Origin of the sequence: Paraburkholderia sp. RL17-383-BIF-A (assembly GCF_046028015.1) — a bacterium.
GTDB lineage: Bacteria > Pseudomonadota > Gammaproteobacteria > Burkholderiales > Burkholderiaceae > Paraburkholderia.
The window spans coordinates 100,974-116,815 of record NZ_JARESR010000013.1; the positions used below are offsets into that span (position 1 = coordinate 100,974).

Genomic DNA, 15,842 nt, shown 5'->3' on the forward strand with positions numbered 1-15,842 from the left:
ATCGACCAGCGCGCGCCGACACGCCTCAAGCTCACTCGTATGAGAATGCGCCGCCGAACTTCTCGATCCGTTCGAGCGCCATGCCGGAGCCACGCACCACGCAAGTCAGCGGCGCCTCGGCGACGAACACCGGCAAGCCGGTTTCCTCGGCCAGCAACCGGTCGAGATCGCGCAACAGCGCGCCGCCGCCCGCCAGCATGATGCCGCGCTCGGCGATGTCGGCGCCCAATTCCGGCGGCGTCTGTTCGAGCGCGATCTTCACGGCCGAGACGATCTGATTGAGCGGATCGGTCAGCGCTTCGAGAATCTCGTTACTGGAGACCGTGAAGCTGCGCGGAATCCCTTCGGACATATTGCGGCCTTTGACTTCCATCTCCTTGACCTCGGAGCCCGGAAACGCGGAGCCGATTTCCTTCTTGATCGCTTCTGCCGTTTGCTCGCCGATCAGCATGCCGTAGTTGCGGCGAATATAGTTGACGATCGCGTCGTCGAACTTGTCGCCGCCCACGCGCACCGAACCTTTATAAACAATGCCGCCAAGCGAGATCACGCCCACTTCCGTGGTGCCGCCGCCGATATCGACCACCATCGAGCCGGTCGCTTCCGAAACCGGCAAGCCCGCGCCGGTGGCCGCGGCCATCGGCTCCTCGATCAGATAGACCTGCGAGGCGCCCGCGCTGTGCGCGGCTTCCTTGATCGCGCGCCGCTCCACCTGAGTGGACCCGCACGGCACGCAGATGATAATGCGCGGCGACGGCGCGAACATTCGCGACTCGTGCGCCATCTGAATGAAGCGCTTGATCATCTGCTGGGTAATGTTGAAGTCGGCGATCACGCCGTCCTTCATCGGGCGGATCGCCTCGATATTGCCCGGCACCTTGCCGAGCATCTGTTTTGCTTCCTTGCCGACGGCCAGAATGATCTTCTTGCCGTTCGGACCGCCTTCCTGACGAATCGAGACCACCGAGGGTTCGTCGAGCACGATACCCTTGCCACGCATGTAGATCAGCGTGTTGGACGTGCCGAGGTCGATTGCCAGGTCGTTGGAAAAATAGCCGCGCAGAAAACCAAACATGCAAATTCCTGTCTCTCGGAAGACGGGCGCAAAAGCGCCGCTTTGGGAGTGCCGCCCGAAGGCAGCAGGCGACCAGTTGACGGTCGGGAGAGACGCAAGAATAACAGTTTCGGGTCCGCGGGCTATTTCGGCGGTTGTGGCGCGAGTGCCTGGCGGCCCGTTTAATGCGCGTTGGCGAGCGAAGGGTCGATATAGGCGCTCACGTTCTGCGACTGCTTGTACACCGCGTTGCGCACGTTGAACTTGTCGGCATTCACGCTCGAACCGTACACGGAGTCGAGCCCATCGCCTTTGGTGAAGGCCTTCTTCGCCGCCGCGGCGTCGAGCAGGTGCGTGCCTTTGAGCAGGGGCAGGTACTGCTCCGGCGTCAGGCCGACTCGCGCCGACATGATCTTGACCGCGTCCGGTTGCGTCTTCGGATCGTTGATGTAGGCCACGCAGCGATACCAGACCGTGATCACCTTGGCCCAGTCGGCCTTGCGCGATTGCAGGCTGACGGGGTTCACCGTGATCGCGTCGTAGATCAGGCCGGGGGCGTCGGCGGACGTGAAGATCGGCCGCGCGCCCGGCACGCGCTTGAGCGCTTCGCCTGCGTTCGGCTGCCAGGCGCCGACGGCGGCGACGTCTTTGGAAGAGGCCAGCACTTGCGGCAATTCATTGGTCTTCGCGTTGACGAGCGTGAGGTCCGATTCCTTCAGCGCATGTTTTTCGAGCGCGGTGTCGAGCAGCAGGTGATCGACGAGACCCATTTCAACGCCGACCTTCTTGCCCTTCAGTCCTTCTACCGTGCGCACCGGCGGCTTCGCGACGATCATGTCGTTGCCGCTCGAATAATCGGTCAGCAGGATCATCACGTTCTTCGCGCCGCTTGCGCCCGTCACGAGCGCGTCGCCGTTGGTTGCGCCGACCGCGTCGAGTTTGCCCGCGGCGAATGCATCGAGCGAAGCCGAGTAGTCGAACCACTGGAAATTGACATCCACGCCGGCTTCCTTGAACCAGCCTTTCTCGATCGCAATCTGGAAAGCGACGAAGCCTGGCCAGTCGCTATAGCCGATGGCGAGCGGCGTGGCCGCTTGCGCCGGCGTGGCGGCAAGACCCGCAGTGAGTCCCAAAGTGAGCCCCGCAGTGAGTCCGATATTGAGCGCGGCGGCGGCCGCGGCGAGCGCGCCACGCACGCGAAGGCCAGCGGCGAAGCGCTGGGGCGAGGCGATTGAATGAAGGGAAGTGCGGACGGATTCGAAGCGTTTCATCGTTTTCTCCAGGAGACCGGTCAATTGCGATTGTTGAGTTGGATCGCGCGGCGACTGCGCGATGAAACAACATGACCGGCTCCCGCGCGCAAACGAACGACAAAGCGCGGAGAACTGCACGAGACAGACGTGCACGAGACAAAAGCCGGCCATGGAGAGGCGCGATAGACATTGCTATCGCCAATCTCCCGGGCTTTTGTCCCGCCGTGTAGTGCGCCCGGCCGTTCGTGCTTGCAATGAAACCTGCAAGCGAACCGGCCGGCGTACCGGGCTGCTCTCGGACCAGACGTTCTCTCGAACCGGAACCCTAGCATCCCTAAGATGCGACGCTGCCGCACCTCTCGGTCAACTATCTAGCGAGAAATATGCCAATGAATTGCGCGCCAGGGTTTATGCGGAGATGCGGTCAATCCAGCGCCGCAAACCGTTGATGCACGTAGGCCAGAAACTGCTCGAGACGCTCCTCGATCGACGCCGCGAGGCTCACCTGCTTGATGCGGCGATCTTCGGCGGAATGCGTCTCCAGCAGCCAGCCGCCGTCGATCAGGTCCTGCACGTAGCGCACGGCAGTGCGGCGGCTCACACCAGGCATGAACTCGTAGAGCGCGGTCTTGGCGAAGTAGTTGTCCGGGTCCACCCACATGCGGCAGAACAGATCGCTGTAGTTCAGGTCGTTCAGGCCGAGATCGCCGAAATGCGCCGACCACTGCCAGTCCATGTCGAGAATGGCGCGCGCGACGGCCTGGCCCTTGGCACGCGCAATTTTCTTCTTCATCGATTCACCACGAGGAGGAGGGCTGCACAGTTTAAGTGCTAATTGAGCCGGAAATCGGGCGCGCCCGGATTTTTGCACGCCGCATGCCGATAGTTTATTGACTCGCAAATTTCATGTGTACTATTGCATGCAAATTTGCATGCAAATGGAGTGGCGATGAAATTCGAATTGTTCAAGACCTTCTGGGGATTCGATGGCGGCCCGCGCGATGCGGCGCCGCTGGTGCGGGCGGCAGGCTTCGACGGTATCGAAGCGCCAGTGCCGCCAGGCGGCGCGGCGCGCGACGCTTTTGCGCAGGCAATCGCGGACGAAGGACTCGGGTTCATCGCGGAGATCACGACAGCGGGCAGTTATGTGCCGGAGCGTTCGGCCACGCCGGCCGATCATCTGCGGGACTTCGAGGAGAAGATCGTGTGGGGCAAGCCGCTCGCGCCGCGCTTCTTCAATGTAATGGCCGGTTGCGACGCGTGGCCGGCGGCGACGCAAGTCGAGTTCTTCAGCCGTGCGGTGGAGATCGCCGCGAAGCACGAGGTGCTCTGCAGCTTCGAAACGCATCGCGGCCGCTCGTTCTACAACCCGTGGATTACCCGCGACGTCGCGCGTGCCGTGCCCTCGCTCAAGCTGACCTGCGACTTCAGCCACTGGGTGTCCGTCTGCGAGCGACTGCTCGACAGCGAGTGGGAGACGATCCTCGAACTCGCGCCGCATGCGCACCATCTGCATGGCCGTGTCGGCTATCCGCAAGGTCCACAGGTGCCGCATCCGGCGGCGCCCGAGTACGCGAAGTGCCTCGCGTCGCATCAGCGGATCTGGGAAGCGCTGTGGACCGCGCAGATCGAGCAGGGCTACACCGTCACGACGATGACGCCGGAGTTCGGCCCCGACGGCTATCTGCACACGCTGCCGTTTACGAACGCGCCCGTGGCTGATCTATGGGAGATCAACACATGGATGGGCCGCGAGGAACGGCGTCACCTCGCCGCGTTTCTTGCCGGGCGCGATACCGGCAACGCTCGCGGCATTCCCGGTGCCAATGGTAACCAGCCAGCGCAATCGCAGACCAACCCGCAAGCCGCATAGGCGCCAAACCTCTCATGAGCCCAACCCATACCTCTTTTCAGCAACTGCCTATCGTCGATGTCAGCGGCCTCTTCAGCGATGACCAGGACCGCCGGCTCGCCACCGCGCACGAACTCGATCGCGCTGCGCGCGACGCAGGCTTCTTCTACGTGACCGGCCACCAGGTGGCGCGCGAACAGCAAAGCGCGCTCATCGAGCAGGCCAAACGCTTCTTTGCCGCCCCGCACGACTGGAAGATGCGCTATTACATCGGCAACTCGACTGCGCATCGCGGCTATGTGCCCGAAGGCGAGGAAGTGTTCGCGGGTGGCAAGCGCGACAGAAAAGAAGCGTTCGACACAGGCCGGGAATTGCCCGCCGACGACCCCGACGTGAGCGCCGGCACGCCGATGCTCGGCCCGAACAGTTGGCCCGAACAAGCAGGTTTTCGCGAAGCCGTGGGCGGGTACTACGAAGCGGCGTTCGAACTCGGCCGTGCGTTGTTTCGAGGCTTTTCGCTCGCGCTTGGCTTGCCCGAACACCACTTCGAACGTTATCTGCGCAAGCCGCCGAGCCAGTTGCGCCTGATCCACTATCCGCTCGATCCGTCCGCGGAAGACCGGCCGGGTATCGGCGCGCACACCGATTACGAGTGCTTCACGATCCTGCTGCCGACCGCGCCCGGTCTCGAAGTGATGAACGGCGAAGGCGAGTGGATCGACGCGCCGCCGGTCGAGAACGCGTTCGTCGTGAATATCGGCGACATGCTGGAAGTGTGGACGGGTGGGACGTATGTCGCGACTTCGCATCGCGTGCGCAAGGTGAGGCAGGAGCGCTACTCGTTTCCGCTCTTTTTCGCCTGCGACTATCACACGGTGGTCGCGCCGCTACCACAGTTCGCAACGCCCGAGGCGCTCGCGAAGTACCCACCGGTGTCGGCGGGCGACCATCTGTTTGCGCAGACGGCGCAGAGCTTCACCTATCTGAAGGAACGTCTCGAACGAGGCGAACTGGTACTGCCCGATGGTTCGAAGGCGCTGGCAAGCTTCGGTCAACAGGCACGTTATGCAACCGCCGAACCGGATGTTCAGGTTTGAGAGAGGGCGCGCGGATCGGTTAGCAAAGCATTCACGCGGATCGGTACGGCAACAGCGCCGTTTGAGTTACGAGCGGCGCTGTTGCTTCTGCAGCTCGATGAAACGTGCCGACAAGAGGGTGTAAAGCGCGCGTCGAAAAGCGGCAAGCGTCGGCATGGTCGTGTCAGGAAGGGAGTGGACGTGGCCCATTGATACGCACACACCATGCCATCGCGTGACGCCATTGCTTACGTGGCGCGCGCGGCGAACTAGCCCAATCGTGGTGCCTTGCGCATCCATGTGGTGCGAAATCGCAAACGGCACTGGTGCGCGGGCGAACATCGCACGCCTATGAAAATCACCCTCCATTCACATCCAATCCCTTGCCACGCCGCACTTGCCGCATTGTCTGTGGGGCACTGGCACGCTACTCGCTTAAGTGCTTATCGAGAGGTGCGAAGTAATTTGCATCATCTTCAGGATCGCTAGGGTTCCGGTCGTGCGCTCTGCATGCGCACGATGCCTGGTCCGAGAGCAATCCGGTCTTGCCGTTCACCTTCTTTCAAGGCGCCGGCGAGGCTCCACGGAGGGATAAAAGCCCGGGAGGTCGCGATGTCGGTCAATCGCCCTCTCACGCTTTTTCCCAACCGATACCAGGAGCCTCCATGTCGACGCAACTCCCAGTCGATCTCGCACCGATCCCGCACGTGGCGTGGGAAACGGTGATTCCCGCCGGCACCCATTGGTCCGGCGTGCTGCGCCGTGGCATGGCGTTGCGCGTCGTCGATATTGAAGGCGGCGCGAATCTGGCCGCCGTGTTCTACCGGCACGACGAACCACTTGAACGCTACAACATGGCCGATACGCTGAAGGCGCAGCACACCGCGCATCTGACGCGCGGCCACGTGCTCTATTCGGACATGGGGTGCGTGCTGGCGTCGATCACGGCCGATACGCTCGGCTGGCACGATCCGCTCGGCGGCGTCGGCGACGCGGAACTGTTCGCGAGCAAATACGGTGTGGCGCGCTATCAGCAGCATCGCAATGCCATGATCCGCAACGGCCGCGACAGCCTGCTGCTCGAACTGGCGAAGCACGGCCTCGGCACGCGGGACCTGGTCGCGAACATCAACTTCTTCAGCAAGCTCGCGATCGGCGAGGACGGCGCGCTCGACTTCGTCACTGGCCATTCGCCAGCCGGCGCCGCGTTCGATCTGCGCTTTGAAATGGATACGCTCGCCGCGTTCTCCACCGCGCCGCATCCGCTGAACCCTTCATCCGAATACGAACCGAGGCCCGTCAAGCTGATCGCATACCGCGCGTATGCAACCGACGCCTGCGTACCGGCCGACGATTTCTGCCGCTCGGCCTGTCCCGAGAATGAGCGCGGCTTCGTCAACACCGACCGTCTGTTCGTTTAAGGAGACCCGCGATGCCTATTATCGAAAGCAAGCTCGAACTCCGTCATGCGGTCTACGACCTGACGCTGCCTTCGGGCGAACCGTGGCTGCATGAAGTCAAACGCGGACAGCTGTTCCGCATTCTCGACCTGGAAGGCAATCAGGCGGTCGACACGCTGTTCTACAACAGCGCCGATCCGCTCGAGCGCTATAGCGCGCAAGACACGATCCGCGCGCAACGCAATCTCTATCTCTCGGCCGGCAGCGTGTTGATGTCGAACCTCGGCAAGCCGATGCTGACGATCGTCGCGGATACCTGCGGCCGGCACGATACGCTCGGCGGCGCATGCGCGGCCGAAAGCAACACGGTGCGCTACGCGTTGGACAAGCGCCATATGCATAGCTGCCGCGACAGCTTCCTGCATGCGATCACGCATTGCACGTGCGGCGTGGGCACGCAACTCGGCAAGCGCGACATTGTCAGCAACATCAACTTTTTCATGAACGTGCCGGTCACGCCGCTCGGCAAACTGACTTTCGAGGACGGCATTTCCGCGCCGGGCAAATATGTCGAAATGCGCGCGGAGATGGATGTCACGGTGCTGATTTCGAACTGCCCGCAGTTGAACAACCCGTGCAACGGCTACAACCCGACGCCCGTGCGACTGACGATATGGGATGCCCAATGAGATTCCACAAAGTCCTGATTGCCAATCGCGGCGAGATTGCCTGCCGCGTGATCCGCACGCTCAAGCGTCTCGGCATTGCGTCGGTGGCGGTGTATTCGGAGGCTGATCGCCACGCCATGCATGTAATGCTCGCCGACGAAGCCGTCTGTATCGGCCCGGCGCTCGCGGCGCAGAGCTACCTGAACAGCGCGGCGATTCTCGAAGCCGCGCGTGCGTGCGGCGCCGACGCCGTGCATCCCGGCTACGGTTTTCTGTCTGAGAACGCCGCTTTCGCGCAGGCTTGCGACGACGCGGGGATTCGTTTCATCGGCCCGACGCCGGCGCAGATGCGTGAGTTCGGCCTGAAGCACACGGCTCGCGAAATCGCGAAAGCCAACGACGTTGCGCTGCTGCCGGGCACCGGCTTGCTGCCCGACGCAAGCGCGGCATTGCGCGAAGCGGAATCGATCGGCTACCCGGTCATGCTGAAAAGCACCGCGGGCGGCGGCGGGATCGGCATGTCGCTGTGCCGCGACGCGGCGCAACTGGCGAGCGTGTTCGCGTCGGTCGCGCGGCTCGGCGAAGCCAACTTTGCCAACGCCGGTGTCTATGTCGAAAAATTCGTCGAGAACGCGCGCCATATCGAAGTGCAGATTTTCGGCGACGGCCGCGGCGGCGTGATCGCCTTGGGCGAACGCGACTGTTCGGTGCAGCGGCGCAACCAGAAGGTGATCGAAGAAACGCCCGCGCCTGGATTGACCGACGCGGAGCGAAGCGCGCTGCATGCGAGCGCGGTGCGTCTCGCGCAGGCCGTGAAATACAAATCGGCGGGCACGGTCGAGTTCGTCTTCGATGCCGATACACGGCGGTTCTATTTCCTCGAAGTGAATACACGGCTGCAGGTCGAGCATTGCGTGACGGAAGAGGTCACGGGCATCGATCTGGTCGAGTGGATGATTCGCGAGGCAGAGGGCGAACTTGCGCCGCTCGACTCGCTTGCGCCGGTGGCGCAGGGCGCGAGCATCCAGGTGCGTCTGTATGCGGAAGACCCGCACAAGCAGTTTCAACCGAGTGCCGGCGTGCTGACGCATGTGGCGTTCGCCGCTGCGGCGCGGGCCGACACCTGGGTCGATGCGGGCACGGAAGTCAGCGCTTTCTACGATCCGTTGCTGGCGAAACTGATCGTCAAAGGCGAGACGCGCGAGGCCGCGCTCGCGGCACTGCGCGCCGCGCTGGAGGAAACGCAGCTCTACGGCATCGAGACCAACCTCGACTATCTGCGCGCCATTGCCGGCTCGGCGACATTCGCACGCGGTGAGCAGACCACGGCGTTCCTGTCGCGCTTCATGTTCGCGCCGCACACCATCGACGTGCTCGACGGCGGCGTGCAGACCACCGTGCAGCAAACGCCCGGACGCACAGGCTATTGGGACATCGGCGTGCCGCCCTCGGGTCCGATGGACGACCGCTCGTTCAGCCTCGCCAACGAACTGCTCGGCAATCCCGCCGACGCCGCGGGGCTCGAATGCGCGATGGTGGGCGCCACGCTGCGCTTCAATACCGCGACGCTGTTCGTGCTGGGCGGCGCGCCGCTCGCCGCCACGCTGGACGGCGAGCCGGTTGCGCTCTGGCAGGTCACGCGCGCGCCGGCGGGTTCGGTGCTCAAGATGGGCGGCGTGACGGGCGCCGGTATGCGCTCCTGTCTCGCGCTCAAGGGCGGCCTGCAAGTGCCGGACTATCTGGGCAGCAAGGCGACCTTCACGCTCGGCCAGTTCGGCGGCCATGCTGGCCGCGCGCTGCGTAAGGGCGACGTACTGCATCTCGCGGACGGCGCGGGCCGCGGCGAAGCGGGCGCGCAACTGGACGCCGCACGCGTGCCGGAAATGACGCACGACTGGACGCTCGGCGTGCTCGACGGCCCGCACGGCGCGCCCGATTTCTTCACGCCCGACGACATCGCGATGCTCTACGGCACGCGCTGGACGGTGCATTACAACTCCAGCCGCACAGGCGTGCGCCTGATCGGCCCGAAGCCGCAATGGGCGCGCACGGACGGCGGCGAGGCGGGGCTGCATCCGTCGAACATTCACGACAACGCGTATGCGGTCGGCGCGGTGGATTTCACCGGTGACATGCCGGTGATTCTCGGCCCCGACGGTCCGAGCCTGGGCGGGTTCGTGTGTCCGGTCACGGTGGTGGGCGAGGAGTTGTGGAAGCTCGGGCAACTCCGCCCTGGCGATACCGTGCGCTTCGAACGCATGCCGGTCAAAGCAGCGCTCGCGGCGCCGAAGCATGTGGCTCAGGCGGGCGACGAGAGCCACGATTGCGTGCTCTATCGCGATCCCACGGCGGGCGAGGGCACGGGCGTGGTGTATCGCCGCTCCGGCGACCAGAACGTGCTGATCGAATACGGCCCGCTCGTGCTCGACCTGAACCTGCGCTTTCGCGTGCATGCGTTGATGAACTGGCTCGACGCGCACCGGCTGGCGGGCATTATCGATCTGACGCCCGGCATCCGTTCGCTGCAGGTGCATTTCGACCACCGTGTGCTGTCGCACGACACCTTGCTTGCGCATTTGCAGCAAGCCGAACGCGAACTGCCCGCCGTGGACGAGATGCGCGTGCCGAACCGCATCGTGCATCTGCCGCTCTCGTGGGACGACCCGTCGACGCGGATCGCGATCGAACGCTACATGCAATCGGTGCGTCCGGATGCGCCGTGGTGCCCGAGCAATATCGAGTTCATTCGCCGTATCAACGGGTTGAATAGCATCGACGACGTGAAGCGCATTGTGTTCGACGCGCGCTACCTGGTCATGGGTCTCGGCGACGTCTATCTCGGCGCGCCGGTCGCGACGCCGCTCGATCCGCGCCATCGGCTCGTCACCACCAAATACAATCCGGCGCGGACCTGGACGCCGGAGAACGCGGTGGGCATCGGCGGGGCGTATCTGTGCGTGTACGGGATGGAAGGCCCCGGCGGCTATCAGTTCGTCGGCCGCACCGTGCAGATGTGGAACCGCTATCGCACCACGCGTGAGTTCGAAGCGGGCAAGCCCTGGCTGCTGCGCTTCTTCGATGAAATCCGTTTCTACGAGGTCAGCGAAGCGGAACTGGCCGAGCTGCGCACGGACTTCATCGCGGGCCGCGCGAGCCTGAAGATCGAGGAGTCCGTGTTCGACCTCGGCGCGTACAACCGTTTCCTGAAGGACGAAGCCGAATCGATTGCCGCCTTCAAAGGCGCGCAGCAAGCCGCGTTCGACGAGGAGCGCGAGCGCTGGAACGCGGCCGGCCATGCCGAATACGTCGGCGAAACGGATAGCGATGCAGCCGGCGGCGCCACGGCGAACAACGCGCTCGCGGCAGGCCAGCAAGGCATTGTCGCCGACGTGTCGGGCAGCATGTGGAAGCTGCTCGTGAGCGAAGGCGACCGGGTCAGCGACGGGCAGGTGGTCGCGATCGTCGAATCGATGAAGATGGAAATTTCCGTGACCGTGAGCGGCGACGGCGTGATCGAAGCGATCGATTGCGCGGAAGGTGCGGCGGTCGTCGCGGGACAACGTTTGATGGTGATGCGCGCCGGCGTTGCAGCCGACGCCACCGAGGAGGCTACGTGCAAATGAAATCACACGACGATCTGTTCCAGTCCATGTCGATCGCCGGGCTGCAGGCGCGCTACCGCGCTGGCAGCCTGACGCCCAAACAACTGGTCGAAGCGATCGCCGCGCGCACCTCGGGCGACGATCCGCATCATGCGTGGATCCGTCCTTTGAGCCGCGACGAGATGATGCGATACGTCGATGCGCTCGAAGGCCGCGACCTTGAAACGCTGCCGCTGTACGGCGTACCGTTCGCGATCAAGGACAACATCGATCTCGCCGGTATCCCGACCACGGCCGCGTGCCCCGCCTATGCGTACACACCCACGGCCAGCGCGCCGGTGGTTGCGCGCCTGATCGCCGCCGGTGCGATTCCGATTGGCAAGACCAACCTCGATCAGTTCGCCACGGGGCTGTCCGGGCAGCGTTCGCCGCATGGCGCGTGCCGCAACGCGCTCGATCCGCGCTATGCGTCGGGCGGTTCGAGCTCCGGCTCGGCGGTCTCGGTCGCGCTCGGGCTGGCGGCGTTTTCGCTGGGCACCGACACCGCGGGTTCGGGGCGCGTGCCCGCGGCCTTTCATGGCCTCGTCGGATTGAAGCCGACCAAGGGTTTGTTGAGCACGCTAGGCGTGGTGCCGGCGTGCAAATCGCTCGACTGCGTGTCGATCTTCGCGCGCTCGGCGGACGACGCACAGCGCGTGTTCGACGCCGCTCGCGGCGTGACGGAGAACGACCCATATGCGCGGGAATTCCAGCCGCCGCAAGACGGTACGCAAGCCTCCACGCAGCACGGCGCGCAACGCTCGCTACGCGGCGTGCGCTTTGGCGTGCCGCGCGCTAACCAGCTCGAATTTTTCGGCGACACGTCTTACGCACACGCTTTCGACGCCGCGCTGACGCGCCTGCGTTCAGCCGGCGCCGAGCTGATCGAGATCGATTTCGGGCCGTTCCTCGCCACCGCGCGGCTGCTCTACGAAGGACCGTGGGTCGCGGAGCGGCTCGCGGCGATCCGCGAGTTCGTCGACACACAGCCGGACGCGCTGCATCCGGTGATCCGCGAAATCATCGGCGGCGCGGCGCGCTGGAGTGCGGCCGATGCGTTCGCCGCCTTCGACCGCCTTGCGTTCCTGCGCATGCAGGCGGCCGAAGTCTGGCCGCGCATCGACGCCATCGTCACGCCGACCTCGGCGACGACCGCCACCGTCGACGAACTGGAAGCCGACCCGATCCGCGTGAATTCGCGCTTCGGCTACTACACCAACTTCGTGAACCTGCTCGATCTGTCCGCGCTGGCGGTGCCGGCCGGCGTGTGCACGGTTGGCAAACACGCGGGCCTGCCGTTCGGCGTGACCTTCGTCGCTCGCGCGCATGAAGACGCGATGCTGCTCGACCTGGCGCGTGCATGGCGCGATCAGATGGCCACGGCGTCACCGTCCGCCAACGACGCAACCGAAGTCTGCCTCGGAGAATCCCATGGCCGTCATTGACAGAACCGAATGGTTCGCGGTGCGCCGCGAACTTTCCGTACGCGGCAAATGGCTGTTGGGCGCAGGTTCGTTCCTGTTGCCGCTCCTCGTCTGGTGCGTGGTCAGCTATGTGCCGTTCATCTGGCATCCGCAGGTGCTGATCGACAGCCCGGGCAGCGTCGACTATTTTCAGCCGGGCATGCGCGTCGACAAGGAGGTATTCGCCGACGAACTCAGCCACGCGCGCGAAGCGCATGCGGCCTTGCCGGCAGGCGAGCCGGTCAACCCGGTGTATCTGCCCGCGCCGCACGAAGTGCTGCGCGCGTTCTACACCGCGTTCACCACGCCGCCCGCGTCGCGTGACGGCGTCTGGCTGCATCAGAGCCTGTGGCACAGCATTCAGGTGATTTTCTGGGGCTTCGTGCTCTCGTCCGTGATCGGTGTGCCGATCGGCATTGTGTGCGGCACGTATAGCGCGATTGCGCGTTTGCAGGAGCCGTTCTTCGAGTTTTTCCGCTACTTGCCGGCGCCCGCGTTCGGCGCGCTGATGGTGGCGATCCTCGGCATTTACGACGGCCCGAAGATCGCGATCATCGTGATCGGCACGTTGTTCCAGCAAGTGCTGATCGTGGCGAACACCACGCGCAAGCTCGAATATGGCCTGTTCGAAGCCGCCATGACGCTCGGCACGAAGAAATTCAAGCTGCTCACGCATGTGGTGATTCCCGGCATTCTGCCGGATCTGTATCGCGACCAGCGCATTCTGCTCGGCTGGGCGTGGACCTATCTGATCGTCGCGGAACTGGTGGGCACCAGCTCCGGCATCACCTGGTACATCACGCAGCAGGCGCGCTACGAGCATTTCGAGAACGTCTACGCGGCGATCATGATGATCGGCATCATCGGCCTCGGCACCGATCTCGTGCTGGCGTGGCTCGGCCGCAAGCTGTTTCCGTGGGACCGCACGCTCAAGGCGTAGCAAACGGCCTCGTGACACAGCCTATCGTAAGCACCGCACAGCATTCCAAGGATTCCATCATGTTAAATCCGCAACCGATTCCGTCGTACCTGATTCAGTCCGAGGCGGTACGCGAGCGTTTCGACCGTCTGAAATCGCGCGAAGTGATTCTGGAGGTGCGCGACCTCGGCAAGCGCTTCGAGACGCCGCAAGGCGAGTGCACGGCGCTCGACGGCATCAACTTCAAGACGCACCGGCGCGAGTTCGTCTGCGTGATCGGGCCGTCGGGCTGCGGCAAGTCCACGCTGATCCGCATTCTCGCCGGTCTGGAGCGGCAGACCAGCGGCAGCGTGCTGCTCGACGGCAAACCCGTGCAGGGGCCGGGCGCCGACCGCGGCATGGTGTTTCAGGGCTACACGCTGTTTCCGTGGCTGACGGTCAAGAAGAACGTCATGTTCGGCCTGAAGATGAACGGCCGCGGCAACCTGCATGCGGAACGCGAGGCGTTGCAATGGCTCGATCTGGTGGGCCTGACGAAGTTCGCCAATGCGTATCCGCATCAGTTGTCGGGCGGCATGAAACAGCGCGTGGCGATTGCCCGCGCGCTCGCGAACCGGCCGCGCATTCTGCTCATGGACGAGCCTTTCGGCGCGCTGGATGCGCAAACGCGCGCGAAGATGCAAACGCACCTGCTCGACATCTGGCGCAACGTCGACGTGACCGTGCTATTCATCACGCACGATCTGGACGAGGCGATCTTTCTGGCCGACCGTATTCTGGTCCTGAAGGCGAATCCCGGCGAGGTGCAGGAGTTGATCGAAGTGCCGGTGCCGCGGCCGCGCGATTACTCGCAGGTGACGTCGCCCGAGTTTCTGGCAACCAAGGCGCGGCTCGAGGCGCTGATTCATCCGCCATCGGAAAAGAGCGACGACGAGGACGACGTGGTCAAACCGCACATGATTCGTATGACCGATGTGTCGGACAACGTCGAATAGCCCACGCCGCGGGTAGCGCCGGCACGCGCGCGGGCCGACGCTGCAACGTCGGAAGCGCCGTTGCGCCGCACTGCAGCGTGCGGCGTCGCACACACCTGCGGAACGCCTCGGCGCATGCTCATGTCACCCGTTCCAGTCGACGCCGGTGGGGTCCGGCGTCCGCGCCTGTCCGGATGGAGCGGCGCGGGGACAGCGCGGGACAAAAACACGACAAGGCATGGTGTGAGGCGACATGGACGAGACAACCCGGACCACGCGGCGCTACGAAGTTATCAGCGACGAAGCTGAATTTCGTGCGTTGCAGCCCGAATGGGACGCGCTCTGGGCGAGGGCGCAAGGCTACTGCTATCAGTCGTTCGGGTTTTGCTGGCTGGCATGGAAGCACGTGTCGCAGCCGCATGGACGCAAGCTCAAATGCATCGTATGCCGCGAAGACGGCAAGCTCGTGATGGTCTGGCCGCTCGAAGCTGTCAAACGTTCGCTCTGGACGTATCTGGTGCCGCTCGGCCCCGAAGGCGGCGACTTCACGAGCGTGCTCGTCGAAGCCAACGAAACAACCCCGGCGCTCGTAGCCGGCGCGTGGGACATGGCCCGCCGGCGTTGCGGCGCCGACTTCATCCATCTGCCCTACGTGCGCGAGCGGCTCGATCTGTACAGGCTCGTGACGCAGGAGCGCAGGATCCTGTTTACCGAGGCGCACAACGCATCCGCCGCGACATTGCGCGGGCAGGGCAATTGGGACGAGTATTGCCAGACGCTCGGCACGTTGTTTCGCAAGCGGCCGGGCGGCTTCGCGAAGAAGTTAGCAAAGGAAGGCACGGTCGCCGTGCGCATGCTCGATCCGGTGGACGAAAGCGAAACGGCGTCGATCATCAAGTGGATGTTCCAATGCAAGCGCGCCTGGAGCGATCGCGTCGGCAAGCGTAGCGTGTGGCTCGATTCGCCCGAGTTCGAGCGCTTCCTCTGCAAGCTGATCTATTCGGGCGACGTGCCCTCGATGGGGCGCCTGATCGTCGTCACCTTGGACGAAGCGCCGGTTGCCGCGCTCGTCGTGAGCACGGGCAACCCGTGGGCGAGCGCGATCATTTCCGGTTTCGACCCGCACTACGGCAAGTTCTGTCCGGGCCTGATCGCGATCGAACATTGCGTGAAGTGGGCCTTCGACAAGGGCTACGACCTCGATTTCGGCGTGGGCACGGAAGACTTCAAGGCCTACTGGTCGCGCGGCGCGGCGACCACGGCATGGACCGTGCAAACCATCAATTCGAATTGGGGCCTCGCGGCGATCCGCGCGCGGCACATGGCCCGCGAGGTGATCGGCAGGGTGAAGAAGCTGCGGCACGCCGGTGCTGCGGCGCCGTATGCGGGGGAAATTGGACATGCGGGACAAGCGGGACAAGTGGGACAAGTGGGACAAGTGGGGGCGGCCTTGACGCCTGCCATGCAGGCTGCTTCCGGGAACGGCGGCGCGCACCCCGATTAAGCGCACGGAGATTACGGCATCGTCATCACGCGTCCGGG

At 64.2% G+C, this 15,842-nt stretch carries 12 protein-coding genes and 2 riboswitches; of the genes, 9 read left to right on the forward strand and 3 right to left on the reverse strand.

Features of this window, described 5'->3' with window-relative positions; translation table 11 throughout:
• Positions 1-31 precede the first annotated feature (31 nt).
• From P0D71_RS17245 to P0D71_RS17255, 3 genes are all read right to left on the reverse strand, one after another.
• Complete coding sequence (locus tag P0D71_RS17245) at positions 32-1,075, reverse strand: rod shape-determining protein (protein ID WP_091808392.1); 1,044 nt, start codon at positions 1,073-1,075, stop codon at positions 32-34.
• Positions 1,076-1,236: 161 nt separating this feature from the next.
• Positions 1,237-2,325 (reverse strand): ABC transporter substrate-binding protein, encoded by a 1,089-nt coding sequence (locus tag P0D71_RS17250; RefSeq protein ID WP_143048424.1) that lies wholly within the window; start codon positions 2,323-2,325, stop codon positions 1,237-1,239.
• 183 nt (positions 2,326-2,508) lie between these two features.
• Positions 2,509-2,647: riboswitch (guanidine-I (ykkC/yxkD leader) on the reverse strand.
• Positions 2,648-2,731: 84 nt separating this feature from the next.
• Positions 2,732-3,100 (reverse strand): MarR family transcriptional regulator, encoded by a 369-nt coding sequence (locus tag P0D71_RS17255; RefSeq protein WP_408183896.1) that lies wholly within the window; start codon positions 3,098-3,100, stop codon positions 2,732-2,734.
• A gap of 156 nt (positions 3,101-3,256) precedes the next feature.
• Between P0D71_RS17255 and P0D71_RS17260 the strand changes: the two genes are divergently transcribed.
• The 9 genes from P0D71_RS17260 (at position 3,257) to P0D71_RS17300 (ending at position 15,804) form a co-directional block, all read left to right on the forward strand.
• Entirely contained in the window at positions 3,257-4,180 is a 924-nt protein-coding gene (locus tag P0D71_RS17260; RefSeq protein ID WP_091808396.1) for a sugar phosphate isomerase/epimerase family protein, read from the forward strand.
• A gap of 14 nt (positions 4,181-4,194) precedes the next feature.
• On the forward strand, positions 4,195-5,256 hold the full coding sequence (locus P0D71_RS17265; RefSeq protein WP_408481193.1) for an isopenicillin N synthase family dioxygenase: 1,062 nt from the start codon (positions 4,195-4,197) through the stop codon (positions 5,254-5,256).
• A 453-nt stretch (positions 5,257-5,709) separates the two neighbouring features.
• Positions 5,710-5,843: riboswitch (guanidine-I (ykkC/yxkD leader) on the forward strand.
• Positions 5,844-5,900: 57 nt separating this feature from the next.
• Positions 5,901-6,656 (forward strand): urea amidolyase associated protein UAAP1, encoded by a 756-nt coding sequence (locus tag P0D71_RS17270; RefSeq protein ID WP_408481195.1) that lies wholly within the window; start codon positions 5,901-5,903, stop codon positions 6,654-6,656.
• An 11-nt stretch (positions 6,657-6,667) separates the two neighbouring features.
• A complete protein-coding gene (locus tag P0D71_RS17275; protein ID WP_091808403.1) occupies positions 6,668-7,324 on the forward strand; it encodes an urea amidolyase associated protein UAAP2 in 657 nt (218 codons plus the stop codon).
• Positions 7,321-10,926 (forward strand): urea carboxylase, encoded by a 3,606-nt coding sequence (uca, locus tag P0D71_RS17280; protein WP_408481196.1) that lies wholly within the window; start codon positions 7,321-7,323, stop codon positions 10,924-10,926. The genes P0D71_RS17275 and uca overlap by 4 nt, the downstream gene beginning before the upstream one ends.
• Positions 10,923-12,389, forward strand: coding sequence for an allophanate hydrolase (atzF, locus tag P0D71_RS17285; protein ID WP_408481198.1), 1,467 nt, complete (start codon positions 10,923-10,925; stop codon positions 12,387-12,389). The genes uca and atzF overlap by 4 nt, the downstream gene beginning before the upstream one ends.
• Positions 12,376-13,347, forward strand: a complete 972-nt coding sequence (locus P0D71_RS17290) for an ABC transporter permease (protein ID WP_091808409.1) — start codon at positions 12,376-12,378, stop codon at positions 13,345-13,347. The genes atzF and P0D71_RS17290 overlap by 14 nt, the downstream gene beginning before the upstream one ends.
• Before the next feature lie 59 nt (positions 13,348-13,406).
• Positions 13,407-14,321 (forward strand): ABC transporter ATP-binding protein, encoded by a 915-nt coding sequence (locus P0D71_RS17295; protein WP_091808410.1) that lies wholly within the window; start codon positions 13,407-13,409, stop codon positions 14,319-14,321.
• Positions 14,322-14,553: 232 nt separating this feature from the next.
• A complete protein-coding gene (locus P0D71_RS17300) occupies positions 14,554-15,804 on the forward strand; it encodes a GNAT family N-acetyltransferase (RefSeq protein ID WP_408481199.1) in 1,251 nt (416 codons plus the stop codon).
• Positions 15,805-15,842 lie beyond the last annotated feature (38 nt).